Origin of the sequence: Streptomyces sp. NPDC002265, assembly GCF_040296125.1 — a bacterium.
Classification (GTDB): Bacteria; Actinomycetota; Actinomycetes; order Streptomycetales; family Streptomycetaceae; genus Streptomyces.
Genome location: NZ_JBEOWS010000055.1, coordinates 20894 through 36645 on the forward strand (window position 1 = coordinate 20894; position 15752 = coordinate 36645).

The 15752-nt window shown below is 72.2% G+C and carries 11 protein-coding genes; 5 read left to right on the top strand and 6 right to left on the bottom strand.

Annotation, left to right across the window (positions count from 1 at the left end; genetic code table 11):
- Positions 1–33: 33 nt before the first annotated feature.
- Positions 34–2457: a Tex family protein gene (locus ABT085_RS13080; protein ID WP_351605585.1), complete on the top strand. Its 2424-nt coding sequence runs from the start codon at positions 34–36 to the stop codon at positions 2455–2457.
- Between the two features lie 92 nt (positions 2458–2549).
- On the opposite strand, the gene ABT085_RS13085 is transcribed toward ABT085_RS13080, so the two are convergent.
- Together ABT085_RS13085 and ABT085_RS13090 are read right to left on the bottom strand one after the other, a co-directional pair.
- Positions 2550–4190, bottom strand: coding sequence for an ABC-F family ATP-binding cassette domain-containing protein (locus ABT085_RS13085; RefSeq protein WP_351605589.1), 1641 nt, complete (start codon positions 4188–4190; stop codon positions 2550–2552).
- A gap of 141 nt (positions 4191–4331) precedes the next feature.
- Complete coding sequence (locus tag ABT085_RS13090) at positions 4332–5414, bottom strand: oxidoreductase (protein ID WP_351605596.1); 1083 nt, start codon at positions 5412–5414, stop codon at positions 4332–4334.
- A gap of 201 nt (positions 5415–5615) precedes the next feature.
- Between ABT085_RS13090 and ABT085_RS13095 the strand changes: the two genes are divergently transcribed.
- The gene (locus ABT085_RS13095; RefSeq protein WP_351605599.1) at positions 5616–6074 is read left to right on the top strand and encodes a hypothetical protein; all 459 of its coding nucleotides are present in this window, start codon (positions 5616–5618) and stop codon (positions 6072–6074) included.
- A 68-nt stretch (positions 6075–6142) separates the two neighbouring features.
- On the top strand, positions 6143–8296 hold the full coding sequence (gene fxsT / locus ABT085_RS13100; RefSeq protein ID WP_351605602.1) for an FxSxx-COOH system tetratricopeptide repeat protein: 2154 nt from the start codon (positions 6143–6145) through the stop codon (positions 8294–8296).
- Here the strand turns inward: fxsT and ABT085_RS13105 are convergent, their stop codons facing one another.
- Positions 8297–9430 carry a pyridoxal phosphate-dependent aminotransferase gene (locus ABT085_RS13105; protein WP_351605605.1) on the bottom strand — a complete coding sequence of 378 codons (1134 nt, stop codon included), beginning with the start codon at positions 9428–9430 and terminating at the stop codon, positions 8297–8299.
- 254 nt (positions 9431–9684) lie between these two features.
- On the bottom strand, positions 9685–11658 hold the full coding sequence (locus ABT085_RS13110) for a Xaa-Pro dipeptidyl-peptidase (RefSeq protein ID WP_351605608.1): 1974 nt from the start codon (positions 11656–11658) through the stop codon (positions 9685–9687).
- 183 nt (positions 11659–11841) lie between these two features.
- Here ABT085_RS13110 and ABT085_RS13115 point away from each other — a divergent pair, with 183 nt between their 5' ends.
- Positions 11842–13338 (top strand): M1 family metallopeptidase, encoded by a 1497-nt coding sequence (locus tag ABT085_RS13115; protein ID WP_351605611.1) that lies wholly within the window; start codon positions 11842–11844, stop codon positions 13336–13338.
- 128 nt (positions 13339–13466) lie between these two features.
- Here the strand turns inward: ABT085_RS13115 and ABT085_RS13120 are convergent, their stop codons facing one another.
- Both ABT085_RS13120 and ABT085_RS13125 read right to left on the bottom strand, forming a co-directional pair.
- A complete protein-coding gene (locus ABT085_RS13120) occupies positions 13467–14393 on the bottom strand; it encodes a PfkB family carbohydrate kinase (RefSeq protein WP_351605613.1) in 927 nt (308 codons plus the stop codon).
- Entirely contained in the window at positions 14390–14878 is a 489-nt protein-coding gene (locus ABT085_RS13125; protein WP_351605616.1) for a macro domain-containing protein, read from the bottom strand. The genes ABT085_RS13120 and ABT085_RS13125 overlap by 4 nt, the downstream gene beginning before the upstream one ends.
- A gap of 87 nt (positions 14879–14965) precedes the next feature.
- Here ABT085_RS13125 and ABT085_RS13130 point away from each other — a divergent pair, with 87 nt between their 5' ends.
- Positions 14966–15709 (top strand): MerR family transcriptional regulator, encoded by a 744-nt coding sequence (locus ABT085_RS13130; RefSeq protein WP_351605618.1) that lies wholly within the window; start codon positions 14966–14968, stop codon positions 15707–15709.
- Positions 15710–15752: the final 43 nt, after the last annotated feature.

Genomic DNA, 15752 nt, shown 5'->3' on the forward strand with positions numbered 1-15752 from the left:
GCGCAACCTCAGTGGAGAAGGCGGTACGGGATCGTGACGACACCCGGGTCCATCGAAGTAGGGTCCATCGAAGGCAGGATCGCCGAGGAGCTCGGCGTACGGGAGCGGCAGGTCAAGGCTGCCGTCGAGCTGCTCGACGGCGGTGCGACGGTGCCCTTCGTCGCCCGCTACCGCAAGGAAGCGACCGAGATGCTCGACGACGCGCAGCTGCGCACGATCGAGGAGCGGCTGCGCTATCTGCGGGAGCTGGAGGAGCGGCGGACGGCGATCCTGGAGTCGGTGCGCGAGCAGGGCAAGCTCACCGACGAGCTCCAGGCGCAGATCCTGGCGGCCGAGACCAAGGCGCGCCTGGAGGACATCTACCTGCCGTACAAGCCCAAGCGGCGCACCAAGGCGCAGATCGCGCGCGAGGCGGGTCTGGAGCCGCTGGCCGAGGGGCTGCTCGGCGACCCGGCCGTGGCCCCCCTCGCGGCGGCCGCCGCGTTCGTCGACGCCGACAAGGGTGTCGCCGATGCGCAGGCCGCGCTGGACGGCGCCCGCGCGATCCTCACCGAGCGGTTCTCCGAGGACGCCGACCTCGTCGGCGAGCTGCGCGAGCGCATGTGGGTGCGCGGCCGTCTGGCCGCCAGGGTGCGGGAGGGCAAGGAGGAGGCGGGCGCCAAGTTCGCCGACTACTTCGACTTCGCCGAGCCGTTCACCGAGCTGCCCTCGCACCGGATCCTGGCGATGCTGCGCGGCGAGAAGGAGGAGGTCCTCGACCTCGTCCTGGAGCCGGAGGAGCCGACGGACGGCCCGAGCTCGTACGAGGGGATCGTCGCCCACCGCTTCGGCATCGCCGACCGCGGGCGGCCCGGTGACAAGTGGCTCACGGACACGGTCCGCTGGGCCTGGCGCACCCGGCTGCTGGTGCACCTGGGCATCGACCTCAGGCTGCGGCTGCGTACGGCCGCCGAGGACGAGGCGGTGAACGTCTTCGCGGCGAACCTGCGGGACCTGCTGCTGGCCGCCCCGGCGGGCACACGCGCGACGCTCGGCCTCGACCCCGGTTTCCGTACGGGCGTGAAGGTGGCCGTGGTCGACGCGACCGGCAAGGTGGTGGCGACCGACGTCATCTACCCGCACGTCCCGGCCAACAAGTGGGACGAGTCCCTCGCGAAGCTGGCCCGGCTGGCCGGCGAGCACGCGGTCGAGCTGATCGCCATCGGCAACGGCACGGCGTCCCGCGAGACCGACAAGCTCGCCGGTGACCTCATCACCAGGCACCCGGAGCTGAAGCTCACCAAGGTGATGGTGTCGGAGGCCGGCGCGTCCGTGTACTCGGCCTCCGCGTTCGCCTCGCAGGAGCTGCCCGACATGGACGTGTCGCTGCGCGGCGCGGTCTCCATCGCGCGCCGGCTCCAGGACCCGCTGGCCGAGCTGGTGAAGATCGACCCGAAGTCGATCGGTGTCGGCCAGTACCAGCACGACCTGTCCGAGGTGAAGCTGTCGCGCTCGCTGGACGCGGTGGTCGAGGACTGTGTGAACGGCGTCGGCGTGGACGTGAACACCGCGTCCGCCCCGCTGCTGTCGCGGGTGTCCGGCATCTCCTCGGGGCTGGCCGAGAACATCGTGGCCCACCGGGACGCCAACGGGCCGTTCAGGTCCCGTTCCCAGCTCAAGGGCGTTGCCAGGCTCGGCCCCAAGGCGTACGAGCAGTGCGCGGGCTTCCTGCGCATCCGCGGCGGCGACGACCCGCTGGACACGTCCAGCGTGCACCCGGAGGCGTACCCGGTGGTCCGGCGCATGGTGAAGACCTCGGGGCAGGAGGTGGCCTCGCTGGTCGGCAACACCTCGGTGCTGCGTTCACTCAGGCCGGACGACTTCGTGGACGAGAAGTTCGGTCTGCCGACGGTGACCGACATCCTCAAGGAGCTGGAGAAGCCGGGGCGCGACCCGCGGCCCGCGTTCAAGACGGCGACCTTCAAGGAGGGCGTCGAGAAGATCTCCGACCTGTCCTCCGGGATGATCCTGGAGGGGGTCGTCACGAACGTCGCGGCCTTCGGGGCGTTCATCGACGTCGGCGTCCACCAGGACGGTCTGGCGCATGTCTCGGCGTTGTCGAGGACGTTCGTGAAGGACCCGCGGGACGTGGTCAAGCCCGGTGACATCGTCAAGGTGAAGGTCCTCGACGTGGACATCCCGCGCAAGCGGATCTCGCTGACGCTGCGGCTGGACGACGAGGCGGCGGCACAGGACGGCGAGCAGCGGCAGGGCGGCGGCGGGCGTCAGCAGCGCGGCGGCCGTCCGCCCCAGCAGCGCCAGGGCCAGCCGCGGCAGGGCCAGGGGCAGCAGGGCCGGCAGGGCCAGGGGCGTGCCGGTGGCGGCGGTGGCCGGCCGGCTCCCGCCCCCGCCAACAGCGCGATGGCCGACGCGCTGCGCCGGGCCGGACTGCTCGACCCGAAGAAGGGCAAGGGCTGACACACCGAAGGGCCCGGCCCCGGTTCCGTCCGGGGCCGGGCCCTTCGCCGCCCGGTCGGCGTTCCGTCACCTAGCCGACGCCGACTGCTCCGTCAGCGTTCCGTCACCTTGCCGTCGGCGACCTCCAGGCGGCGGGTGACCTGCACCGCGTCGAGCATCCGGCGGTCGTGGGTGACCAGCAGGAGCGTGCCCTCGTAGGCGTCGAGGGCGGACTCCAGCTGCTCGATCGCCGGAAGGTCGAGGTGGTTCGTCGGCTCGTCGAGCACCAGGAGGTTGACCCCCCGGCCCTGGAGCAGGGCCAGCGCGGCGCGGGTGCGCTCGCCGGGTGACAGGCTCGACGCCTGACGCAGCACATGGTCCGACTTCAGACCGAACTTGGCCAGCAGCGTACGGACCTCGACCGGTTCGGTGTCGGGTACGGCCGCGCAGAACGCGTCCAGCAGGGTCTCCGTGCCGAGGAACAGCCCGCGGGCCTGGTCGACCTCGCCGACCAGGACACCGGAGCCCAGGGCGGCGTGTCCGGCGTCCAGCGGGATCCGGCCGAGGAGCGCGCCGAGCAGCGTCGACTTGCCCGCGCCGTTCGCGCCGGTGACCGCGACCCGGTCCGCCCAGTCGATCTGGAGCGACACCGGGCCGAACGTGAAGTCCCCGCGCCGCACCTCGGCGTCCCGCAGGGTCGCCACCACCGCGCCCGAGCGCGGCGCCGTGGCGATCTCCATCCGCAGCTCCCACTCCTTGCGCGGTTCCTCGACGGTATCCAGCCGCTCGATCATGCGCTGGGTCTGCCGGGCCTTCGCGGCCTGCTTCTCGCTGGCCTCGCTGCGGAACTTGCGGCCGATCTTGTCGTTGTCGTTGTTCGCCTTGCGCCGGGCGTTCTTGACGCCCTTGTCCATCCAGGAGCGCTGCATCTGCGCGCGGTCCTGGAGGGCGGCCCGCTTGTCGGCGTACTCCTCGTAGTCCTCGCGGGCGTGCCTGCGGGCGACGTCCCGCTCCTCCAGATAGGCCGCGTAGCCGCCGCCGTAGAGGTTCACCTGCTGCTGGGCGAGGTCGAGTTCGAGGACCTTGGTCACGGTGCGGGTGAGGAACTCGCGGTCGTGGCTGACGACGACGGTGCCCGCGCGCAGGCCGCTCACGAAGCGCTCCAGGCGCTCCAGGCCGTCGAGGTCGAGGTCGTTGGTGGGCTCGTCGAGCAGGAAGACGTCGTACCGGGACAGCAGCAGCGAGGCGAGTCCCGCGCGGGCGGCCTGGCCGCCGGACAGGGACGTCATCGGCTGGTCCAGGCCGATGCCGAGGCCGAGCGAGTCGGCGACCTCCTCGGCCCGCTCGTCGAGGTCGGCGCCGCCGAGGTCGAGCCAGCGCTCCAGGCTCGTCGCGTAGGCGTCGTCGGCCCCCGGGGCGCCGTCGACCAGGCCCTGGGTGGCCTCGTCCATCGCCAGCTGGGCGGCGGCGACCCCGGTACGGCGGGCGAGGAACTCGCGTACGCTCTCGCCGGGCCGCCGCTCGGGTTCCTGCGGCAGGTGCCCGACGGTCGCGGTCGGCGGGGAGAGCCTGAGCTCGCCCTGCTCCGGGGTGCTCAGACCGGCGAGCAGACGCAGCAGGGTGGACTTGCCCGCGCCGTTGGCACCGACGAGACCGATCACGTCCCCGGGTGCGACGACGAGGTCGAGCCCGGTGAAGAGCGAGCGGTCGCCGTGTCCGGCGGCGAGGTTCTTGGCGACGAGGGTGGCAGTCATCAGGTCGTCGATCCTAGTGGGCCGTCGGCGGGGCGTGCCTCGCGCGGCGGGCGGGCGGTGGCGGGAATCACGACGGCCGCAGCGGGCCGCGGGCCCGGCAGTCGCGGTGGTCACGGTCGCCCGTCGGCGAGGCGGTGCCGGTCAGCCGGGCAGCGCCGCCACCAGGACGCTCCCCGACGTCCTGGCCACCACGAAGGAGGCGCCCCGGACCGCCTTGGGGTCCAGGGCGATGCGGTGCCGGCCGGGTTCCAGGATGCCGTCGAAGAGCTCGTGGGTACGGGTGCGGGAGAGCCGGTCGAGACGGTAGGCGGTGAGGCGGACCCGGCAGGACGAGGTCACCTCGACGTCGGCCCCGCCGTCGGCGGCGGCCAGCCCGGTCAGCCGGCGCTGGTCGGCGGGGCTGCGGTCGAGGGCGTGCTCGATCCGGGCGACCAGGAGCGGGACGATGGGGGCCGGGCCGTCGACGTACGCGATGTCGAGCCCGGCGCGGTCGAAGGCGTCGCGTACGCCCGCGCGTTGCCCGGCGCCGACCGTGGCGCCGAAGACGACGGCGCCGTACGCGCGCAGTTCGTCGGCGGGCACGCCCTGCGCGTCGCGGGTGATGTCGGCGCCGATGCCGATGATGCGCAGGGCCGCGGCGAGTCTGGCCAGGAAGGCGACCCGGGCGCCGATCAGCAGCACACGGCGGCCCGTACGGGCGAAGGCGTCATGCCGGTCCCGGCCGGGTTCGCCGTCGCCGCCGTCGGCTCCGATGCCGCCGTCGGCGTCGCCGAGCAGCGCGTGCAGGGCCGCGCGGTACTCGTGGCCCCGGAAGCGGAAGGGGCCGATGCCGTGGTAGCCGTCGAGCTCCAGGTCGACGTCCGGCCGCGTCTGCCAGGCGAAGTCCCGCCAGACGTAGTCGTCGCCGTGCGCGTCGATGACGGCGGTGACCGCACCGCAGGCGAGGTCCGCGCACTCGGGACAGCCGTAGATGACGTGCCGTCCGCCGGGCAGTGGTGCGCCCGCCTCCAGCAGCAGGCCGCGGACCTGCTCGGTGAAGATCGCGGGCGGTACGTCGGAGGCGAGCGGGGAGACGGCGTCGAGGTCGCAGAGCCGGTGCAGCAGCGGGCGTCCGTCGACGACGAAGTCGAGGAAGTCCCGGTGGACCTGGTATCCGCCGCCGGCGAGCATCGCACCGGCGCGCGTCGCCGGGGCCAGGCCGAAGGTCGCGTACGCGGCAGACATGCTGTGGGTATTCCCAGCGTGGGGACGTTCCGATCACGGCATGACATATTCCGCCAAGTTCCCCGCGCGGCCAGGTACCTGATGCGGACCATTCACCTGATCTTCGCCGTACGCTCCGGCCTGCCCGCGGCGGAGCACAATTCGGTAGCAACTGGCCCGTCGTGGTGTTTACTTGACTCAGGCGACAGCTTGGGAGGGACAGTGCCCATACCCGGACTGGAACTGGTGGCCGCGGCGGCCGTCGGCTACCTCGTGAGGAAAGTGCGGCGGGTCGGCTCCCGCGCCGACGCCGAAGTCGACCGAGTCCTCGACGACGGCATGGACGCCCTGCACGAACTGGTCAGCGGGGTCGTCGGCGACGACCCGGCCGTCACCCGGCTGCTGGAGCAGGCCGGCGACGGCGAGGTGACCGAGCGCACGACACGGCGGGCCACGGACGCCATCGCCGACCTGGCGGAGGAAGACTCCGGCTTCGCCGCCGAGTTGGCCGCGGCCGTCGACCGCCTGCAACGCCACGAGGCCGGACTGGCGCAGCAGGGCGGCGTCAACGCGGCGCGTGACCTGCGGGTCGAGACCGGTGGCGTCGTGGTCGGCGGGAACGTCTCGGGAGGGGTGACGACCGGACAACACCCTTCGACGCCGGGACCGCACGAGGGCTGAGCGGTTCCGGAGAAGTCTCCGCACAGCCCACGATCGCGGCCCGCACGGCGGCGGTCGCCGGCGGAGTCGTGGCCACGCGCATCGACCATCTGCATCTGACGACCGCGCCGCCGAACGCGCCGGTCACCCGTCCGAGGCCGATCCAGGCCCTTCCCTCGCGCAACGCGGCGTTCACCGGGCGGACCGCCCTCCTGGAGCGTGTCGACGCGAGCATGCGGCACACGCGGGAGGACGGCGTCGAGGACCACGGAGTGGTGTCCCTCATCGGGATGGGCGGCATCGGCAAGACCCAACTGGCCCTCGAATACACCCATCGCCACGCCGACGAGTACGGGCTGGTGTGGTGGGTGGGCGCCGACCAGCTCGCCGCGGTGATGGCGAGCCTCACCGCGCTGGCCTCCCATCTGGGACTGACCGCCGCCCAGCCGTCCCTGCTGATCCGGGCCCTGTGGGTGGAACTGGCGGCCAGGCGGGACTGGCTGCTGGTGTACGACAACCTTGACGATCTCGGCGCCATGAACGACCTGCTCCCGCCCGACGGAGGGAAGCTGCTCATCACCGGCCGCGATCCCCGGATCGGACGGATCGGTACCCGCATCGACGTCACCGAGTTCGAGCGGGACGAGTCGATCACGCTGCTGTCGCGCCGCTGCCCCTCCCTGTCGCCCGACGACGCCGACCGGGTCGCCGCCGCGGTGGGCGATCTGCCCCTCTCGGTGGAGCAGGTCGGCTGCTTCCTGGACGAGACCGGCCTGGCGACCTCCGACTACCTCAGGCTCCTCGGGTCCCAGCCCGCCGCCAGCGGCCTGGACGACCGCACCGTCTCGGCGCACCCCGGCCTGGTGTCGGTGGTGGTCACCAGCCGGGACCGACTGGTGACGACCGCGGGTCCGGCGGCCGCCGCCCTGCTCGACCGGCTCGCGTTCCTCGCCCCGGAGCCGATCCCGCTGGGCTCCGACCCCGCCGTCGGGCCGCCCCGGTTCGGCGTCCGGCTCGGCGACACCGCGACGGCCGCGCTGGCCGTCCGCAAGATCGTCACCCTCGGGCTGGCCCGGCACGCCGACAACGCCCTCCAGATGCACCGCCTCGTGCACGCCCTGCTCCGGGAGAAGCTTCCGTCCGACGAGCGCGGGGTGGTTCACCACGCCGCCGAGGAACTGCTCGCCACGATCGCCCTGGGCGACCCGGACACACCCGAGTCCTGGCCCGAGTACGGGCTGGTCGTCCCGCACGTCCGGGAACTGCTGTCGTCCGCCGCGGCCCTGCCCGGGACCCAGCTGGACGCGGAGGCGTTCCGCACCCTGGTCCTGAAGGTGCAGCGGTACCTGTACTTCTCGGGCCAGTCCCGGTCCGCGGTCGACATCTGCCGGATGACCCAGGAGTCCTGGACGGACCGGCTCGGCCCCGACCATCCCGACACGCTCCACTCCGGCTACAACCTCGCGTCCAACCTCTTCGAGCTCGGTGAGTACGCGCGGGCCCGCGAGGTCGACCAGGACGTCTGGGACCGGCGGCGCCGGACCCTCGGCAGGGACCACCAGGACACCATCCGCTCGGCGCACCAGCTCGCGGCCGACCTCTGCGACCTGGGGGACTTCGCCGGGGCGCGGGCGCTGGACGAGGAGGGGTGGAAGCATCGCCGCCGGCTGCTGGGCGAGCACCACCCCGACACCCTTCAGTCGGCCCACTACCTGGGGTCCGACCTGTATGAACTCGGCGAGCTCGAACGGGCCCGCGACATCAACGAGGAGGTCTGGAGGCGGCGTCGGCAGGTCCTCGGCAGGGATCACCCCGACACCCTGCACTCCGCGCACCACCTCGCCTCCGACCTGTGCGACCTGGGCCGGCTGGAGCGGGCCCTGGAGATGCAGCGGTGGGTGCTGGGCCAGCGGCGCCAACTCCTGGGCGAGGACCACCCGGACACCCTGCGCTCGACGCACTACCTGGCCATCACGCTCCACCGGATGGCCGACTATCCGCAGGCACGGGCGCTGAACGAGGACGTCTGGAACCGGCGCCGGCAGCTGAACGGCGACAACCATCCCGACACGCTGCGCTCGGCCTACAGCTTCGCGGACGATCTGTGCGCCCTCCAGGACTACATCCGCGCCCGCGAACTGCACCACGACACCTGGGAACGGCGCTGCCGTGTCCTGGGCGAGGACCACCCGGACACCCTGCGCTCGGCCCGCGCCCTCGCCGAGGTGCCCCTGCCTCCGTGATCAGCCGTCGCCGAGTTCGGCCCAGAGACCGGCGATCACCGCCGCGGCCCGGTCGATGACCTCCGGGTCGCGCAGCAGCGCCATCCGCAGATGCCTGCGGCCCAGGTGCGGTGAGTTCCAGTAGAACCGCTCGCCGGACAGGACGTGGACGTCCCGCTCGGCGAGCAGCCTGCGCACGCGCTCTCCGTCCAGTCCGTCGGCGGTCACCTCCAGCCAGGCCAGGCCCAGCTTCCGGGTGTCGTCCGTCCGCAGGAACGAACCGGGGACGGCGTTCTGGAAGAGCGTCCGGTTCCGCGCGACCAGTTCACGCAGATAGCGGCCGCCGTCCTCCTCCGCGAGACGCACGAACTCCGTGATCAGCCGGACGGTGAAGGGCGAGAGGTGGAGCAGGAAGTCCGAGTGCATCGCCGCGATCTCGCCGGTCAGCCTCGGCGAGACGCTGAGGAAGGGCGCCTTCAGCTCGGCCGCGGGCCAGACCTTTCCCGTGTCCTCGATGACCACGCAGTCGATTCCGGAGTCGGCGAGGATCCGGTAGTGGTCGTAGACCTGCTCGTCGGACAGGTAGACCCGGAAGCAGCCGTCGAGAACGAGCAGTTTCCCCTCGGCCCGGCAGTATTCGACGATCCGGGTGAACGCCTGCTCGTCGGTCACGGTGCCGGTGGGGTTGTTCGGGCTCACCAGGAAGACCGCGTCCGCGGTGAGCGTCTCCAGCAGCCCCTCCAGCGCGGCCGCTCCCTCCGTCAGCACGGTCTCCGGGAACGGCTGGAGCGGGATGCGGTGGCGCCGCAGGATGTCGGCGATGTTGTCGAAGCAGGGTTCGATCAGGGCCACGGAAAGTCCCCTGAGGCGCAGCAGATTGGCCACGATCTCGACGGCCATCGAGGCCGAGTAGGACATCAGTCCCGTGAAGTGCTCAGGGATGTACGACTGTGCGCCGAGCGCGAGGTAGCGGCGGATGTACTCGGCCTCGGCCAGCCGCCCGCCCCGGCGGTCGGATTCGGAGAAGAATCGCGCCGAATCGGCGATGATCGCGAATTCGGCGTCGGTCCAGGAGCGGAACGCGTGACCGTCCGACAGATTGTTCTCGAACGGCAGGGCGTCCACCTCCTCCTGCGTGAGATTGCGCTCGCTCACCCTCACCCCCGTGTCCGGACCGGCCGTCCCTCACCGTGTGCCGCTTCCGATCGTCCCTCTCGGCTCTCGTCGTCCGCAAGGTGCCGATCTCCCCTTTGATCCCGTGCCGGTGATATTTACGGCTTCCGGCACTCCGTCCGGCGCACCTGTCCTGTCGTCCGTACCGGTTTCCGTGCCCACGGGAGTACGCCGAGGAGGCGGCCGCGCTCGCGGCCGCCTCCCGCCGAGCCGCTGCGGAAGCCGGCTGTGCGCCGCTAGGGGATCCGGTGGACGGCCGACGGCTCCCGTACGCCGGCCGGGGTCTCGGCAGCGGTCGTGACCTGCGCCGCTCGCGCGGAGGCGGGCGCGGAGTACGCCGATCCGGCCGTGGCCCTCGCGAAGGCGGCCGCGCCGCCGACGAACGGCACCCGGGCCGAGGTGCGGGACAGGTCCAGGGCGACGGTCGGGGTGGTGGACGGCGGATCGATGAGGTCCCGGTCCGTGCCCGCCACGATCAGCGCCAGCCGGTGGCCCGCGGGCACCACGTGGTCGGTGGCGGCCAGGTCGAGGGTGATGGTGTACGTCCGGCCCGGGACGAGCGGGACGCCGTGCCGGGCGGAGGCGTAGTGGCCGAGGTCGGCCCAGCCGCGGCTGAGGACCGTGAAGCCGACGTCGGCGGTCTTCGCCCGGGTCTCCTTGAAGCAGGCGCTGTCGCCCGCGCTGCTCACGCCCCAGCAGGTGCGGTCGGTGAGGGTGGTGATCCCCTCGCCGTTCGCCGCGTAGTCGCGGACGGTGTCCGGGCCGAGGTCGACCAGGACGGCCGTGAGGTGGGCCGAGGCGGTCGTCGGGGTCGCGGCGACGGTGACCTTCGAGGAGCCGGACAGCCGCAGGTCCGTGGTGAGCGGCCCGGTGACGAAGCCGGCCTTCTCGGGCGTGGCGGTGTCGGTCCGCGCCGCCCAGTCGCTCTCGTCGAGCCGCGGGTCGTCGGTGAAGGTCGCGGTGCCGGTGCCGTGCTCGAGGCCCAGGGTGCCGACGCCCGCCGTGGCGCCGGCCGCCGGATGCAGGGTGGTCGCCCGGGTTCCGTGCGGCGGCCAGACCGTGGAGGTGGCCCACTGGTCGGGGTGGCGTTCGATGTCGGCCATGGGTTCGCGGTCGATGCCGTTGTCGTAGCCGAGGAGTTCGTGGTCGAACCAGCGGTGCAGGGTGTCGACCCAGGCGGCGCGGCGGAAGTCGAACGGGTCGACGTGACCGGTCTGGGAGAGCCAGATCTTGCGTTCGACGCCGTTGCGGGCGAGGGCGTCCCACCACTGGCCGAAGTTCTTGGTGCGGACGTTGAGGTCCTGCATGCCGTGGACCAGGAAGACGCTCGCCCGTACCCGGCCGGCGTCCTTGACGTAGTCGCGCTCGGTCCACAGGCCGGTCCAGTCGCCGGTGCGCGGGGCCTGGTCGACGAGTTTCTGCTGGACGGCAGCGCACCTGGTGCGGGCGTCGGGGCTGTCGACGTAGTCCGAGAGCCAGTCGGGGCCCGAGTCGTAGAGCGGGGCGCCCTGGGCGAAGTAGTAGTCGTACCAGGAGGAGATGGCGCTGATCGGGACGATCGTCTTCAGTCCCCTGACGCCGGTGGCGGCGACGCCGTTGGCGATGGTGCCGTCCCAGCTCTTGCCGATCATGCCCGTTCTGCCGTTGGTCCAGCCGGCCTTCACCGTGGTCGTCCCGGTGCGGGTGGTGTACGCCCTGGCCCGTCCGTTGAGCCAGTCGATCACCGCCTTCGCGGACTGGATGTCGGAGCGGCCACCGACGTCGACGCAGCCGTCGGAGCGGTTGGTCCCGGCGAGGTCGACGCCGACGAAGGCGTAGCCGCGGGGCACGAAGTAGTTGTCGTAGAACAGCGGCATCTGGACGACGTTCCCGGCGGCGCCGTAGGTCTTCAACTGGCTCTCGTTGCCCCGGCCGCAGCACGAGTAGTACGGACTGGCGTCCATGATGACGGGCACTTTGCGGCCCTCGCGGGCGGGTTCGGCGGGCCGGACGATGTCGGCGGCGACCCGGTCGGTCTTCCCGTCGCCGTCCGAGTCGAGGCCGGTGTCCACCCAGACGGCCTCGCGGATGGCGTCGGCGTACGAGTAGACAGGTCGGCTCTCCCGCACGGCGGCCCGGGCGGCCGCGGGGGTGAGGAAGGCAGCCATCAGGGCTGCGACGGCCAGGGTCGCGAGCGTTCTCCAGGTCATGAAGCGCGTGCGTTTCGGCATGCGCGGACGGTACCCCGGCCAACTCCCTTACAGAAGACCACATCTGAGTGGGCGTCGGAATGCGAGCGGGTACGTGTCGGCCGAATGGCGATCGTGTGACACGAGGGGCTGTGGACAGGTCTGCGGCCACCGGGACTGAATAGGCTCCGAACAGACCTCATGTCCCGACGACTTGGAGTTCTCGTGCACCGCAGAATCTTCGTGCCGGGCGTGCTCGCGGCGGCCTCCCTCCTGCTGGCGATCCCGGCCTCGGCCGCAGGCTACGCACCCGGCGCCCCGGGCATCGGCGATCCCTATTACCCGTACTACGGCAACGGCGGTTACGACGTCTCCCACTACGACCTCCGGCTGACCTACCGGCCGGCGACGGACGAGCTGGAGGGCACGGCGACCATCCAGGCGCGGACCACGCAGGACCTGTCCAGCTTCGACCTGGACTTCCTGCTGGACGTGAGCGAGGTGCGGGTCGACGGCGCCAGGGCGGCCTTCGCCACCTCCGGTCAGCACGAGCTGGTGATCACCCCGAAGAGCCCGCTCCCGAAGGGCACGCCGGTCACCCTGGTGATCCGCTACAGCGGGGTGCCGTCGACGAAGAGCGCCTACGGGTTCAGCACCTGGCACCGCACACCCGACGGCGCGGTCGCGGCCGACGAGCCCGAGTCCGCCTGGTGGTGGTTCCCGAGCAACGACCATCCGCTGGACAAGGCGACCTACGACGTGTCGGTGGCCGTGCCGGACGGTACGCAGGCCATCTCCAACGGCACCCTCCAGTCCGCGGTGTCCAAGCTGGGCTGGACCCGCTACAGCTGGCGGTCCGCCAAGCCGCAGGCGACCTATCTGACCACCCTGGCGATGGGGAAGTTCGACGTCACGACGGGCACCTCCGAGGGCGGTGTCCCGGTCGTCAACGCCTACAGCGCGGACCTCGGCGACAACGACGGGGCGGCACGGGCGAGCGTGGAGCGCACCGGCGAGATCGTCGACTGGCTGAGCGGCTATTTCGGGCCGTATCCGTTCAGCTCGGCGGGCGGCTACGTGCCGAACACGACCACCGGGTTCGCCCTGGAGACCCAGACCCGCGTCTACTACAGCCCCCGGCAGTTCGCGAGCGGCTCCAACACCTCGGTGGTCGTGCACGAGCTGGCCCACCAGTGGTACGGCGACTCCGTGTCCCTCAAGGGCTGGAAGGACATCTGGATCAACGAGGGGTTCGCGCGCTACGCGCAGTGGCTGTGGTCCGAGCACGAGGGCGAGGGCACGACCCGGGAACTCGCCGACTACGTGTACGCCTCGCACCCGGCCGACGACGCGTTCTGGTCCGTGAAGCCCGGTGACCCGGGCCCGGACGGCCAGTTCGACATCGCCGTCTACGACCGCGGAGCCCTGGCGATCCAGGCGCTGCGCGACACGATCGGCGACGACGCGTTCTTCAAGGTCCTGAAGGGCTGGCCGCAGGAGCACGCGTACGGCAACGCGTCGGTCGACGACTTCCGGGCGTACGCCGAGCGGGTGTCCGGGAGGTCGCTCACGGCCCTGTTCGACACCTGGCTGTTCCAGCCGTCGAAGCCGGCCGCGACGACGGCCGCCCCGACGGCCTCCCTCGCGCGGGCCGCCAGGACGCCCGTGCAGCCCGCGTCGTGGAAGAGCATCGAGGCCACGAACGACGTCCACGGACGCTGATCGCCCGCGGAGGCGCCGGACGGCCCGGAGCGAGAGCCCCGGGCGGTGCGGCCCCTCCGCGCCGGTCGGTGCGGCCCCTCCGCACCGGGCCGTCCGGCCGCTCCCGCCCCGAGCCGGCGTCCGAGGGTCTACTGCCGTGCGGTGGTGCCCGCCTCCGACGCGGCGACGCGGGCGAGGAGCTCGTCCCGGCCGATCGCGTCGGCCACGGTGGCCGGCACGGTGCAGGCGTGGGCGCCGGCCACCGTGCCGTACCGGGCGCAGCGCTGCGGTGCCTCCCGGTTCAGCCAGCCGAAGAGGAACGCGGCGGCGAAGGCGTCGCCCGCGCCGTTGGAGTCCACCACCGGTGACGGGGGCGCGAGCGCCGGTACGCGGGTCAGCTCGTCGTCGGCGAGCAGATAGGCGCCCTCGGCTCCGGCCATGGCCACGACCACCTCGGCCCGGCCCCGGTCGACGATGCGGCGCATGGTCCGCTCGGGGTCGGACAGCGCGGTGGTGGACAGGAAGACGACGTCCGCGGCATACGCGAACGACTCGTGGTAGGGGTTCACCCCGTCCCAGTTGTGCAGGTCGGTGGAGATGCTCACGCCTGCCTCGCGCAGCACGGGCAGCGCGTGCTCGCACGGCTGGGTGATGGACACGTGCGCGTGCCGGCTGGCCTCGGCCAGGGCCCGGACCGTGGCCTCGGGGAGGCGGTCGTCGGGGTGGCCGCGGCTGCTGTCGTACAGGGAGAGACGGCGGCCGTCCGGGCTCACCAGGTTCACGGCGCGCTTGGTCCCCGCGGGCTGCGGGATCGCGGTGAGGGGGATGCCCTTCTCCCGGTGCAGGGCGCGCACCAGTTCGCCCTCGGGGTCGTCGCCGAGCAGGTCCAGATGGTGGGTGCGCAGGCCGAGGGCGCTCAGGCCGAGGGCGACGAAGTCTCCGGTCTGTCCGGCGCGCGCCCGGATCCCGCTGTCGATCATGTAGCTGTCGGCGTACGGGAGCGGCAGCTCCGGCACGTACACGATCGTGTCCACGCCCGCTCCGCCCAGTACCAGGACGTCGATGTCACGGCTCAACTCGGCATCTCCCCATGGTCGTACACCGTCACTCGGATGCCCCGGCGCACCAGTCGCTCCTCGACGAGCGGCTCGACGCGGGGCCACTTGCCACCGGCCAGTCCGCAGCCTATCCGGGGCATGTGGACCGACGCGTCCAGTTCGATCACCCGGTCGGCCAGGCGTCCCAGTGCCGTGTCGATGGCCTCGTAGCGCACGGGGACACCCTTGCTGCCGGTTCTGATGCCGTGCTGGCCGATCATGTTGGCCACCCACACATACGGTTCGACCCGGACGAGTTGCAGCGCGCCCAGGCCGAAGTCGTTCGACGCGCGGGCTCGGTGCCAGGCGCGGTACGCCGCCTCCGGCTCGGGCCAGCGGCGCGACACGGCAAGGACGAAGCCCTTGCCCCAGCCGCCCATGTCGTTGCAGACATGGGCGATCACCTTGACGCCCCGCCCCGCCGGGACGGTCGCGTCTCCCCGGACATACGTGATCTCCCCCATGCCGCCACCGTAGGCGATGCCACTGACAGCGCCGCTCCGTCGCAGCAGGACTGTCACAGCGGGAGTGGGACAGCGATACTGCTACGCATGACGACCGACGCCGGGGAGCAGGAGCCGACCCTCACCATCGACGAGTTGGCCGCCCGCACGGGCGTCACCGTGCGCACGGTGCGCTTCTACGGCACCAAGGGTCTGCTGCCGCCGCCGGAGATCGGTCCGCGCCGGGTGGGGCACTACGGCCGCGAGCACCTCGCGCGGCTGGCGCTGATCGAGGAGTTGCAGCACCAGGGCATGACGCTGGCGGCGATCGAGCGCTATCTGAGCCGGCTGCCCTCGGACCTGAGCGCGCAGGACCTCGCGCTGCACCGCGCGGTGGTCGCCTCCTGGGCGCCGGACGCGGTGGAGTCGGTGTCCCGTGCGGAGCTGGGGCGCCGGGCGGGGCGGCCGCTGGCCGAGGAGGAGGTGGACCGGCTGGTGGCGATGGACGTCGTCGAGCGGACGCAGGACGGCTACCGCGTCGACCTCGGGCTGTTGCGGCTCGGCGTGGAGCTGTTGGACGTACCGCTGGCCGAGGAGTCGGTCCTCGCGGCCAGGAAGGTGCTCCTGGAGCATTCGCGGGCGGCGGCGCACGAGCTGTCCCGGCTGTTCCGCGGCGAGGTCGGACAGCGCGACGCCCGCGCGGTGAAGGAGCTGTCCGCGCACATGCAGCCGCTGATCGTGCAGGCGCTGCTGACCACGTTCCAGCGGTCGCTCAGGGAGGAGCTGCGCGAGTGGCTCCCGGACACGTCCGCGACCGCCGCCCTCCCGGACACCTCCGCGACCGGTACCTGAGGGCGTGCGGCCGCGGTGGGGGCGGGGGTGTGGCCACGAAGGC

What these genes read in the sequence shown, in the direction of transcription:
- ABT085_RS13085 (WP_351605589.1), bottom strand. Translation starts at nt 4,190, where the DNA reads ATGACTGCCACCCTCGTCGCCAAGAACCTCGCCGCCGGACACGGCGAC.
- ABT085_RS13090 (WP_351605596.1), bottom strand. Translation starts at nt 5,414, where the DNA reads ATGTCTGCCGCGTACGCGACCTTCGGCCTGGCCCCGGCGACGCGCGCC.
- ABT085_RS13110 (WP_351605608.1), bottom strand. Translation starts at nt 11,658, where the DNA reads ATGCCGAAACGCACGCGCTTCATGACCTGGAGAACGCTCGCGACCCTG.
- ABT085_RS13125 (WP_351605616.1), bottom strand. Translation starts at nt 14,878, where the DNA reads ATGGGGGAGATCACGTATGTCCGGGGAGACGCGACCGTCCCGGCGGGG.
- ABT085_RS13130 (WP_351605618.1), top strand. Translation starts at nt 14,966, where the DNA reads ATGACGACCGACGCCGGGGAGCAGGAGCCGACCCTCACCATCGACGAG.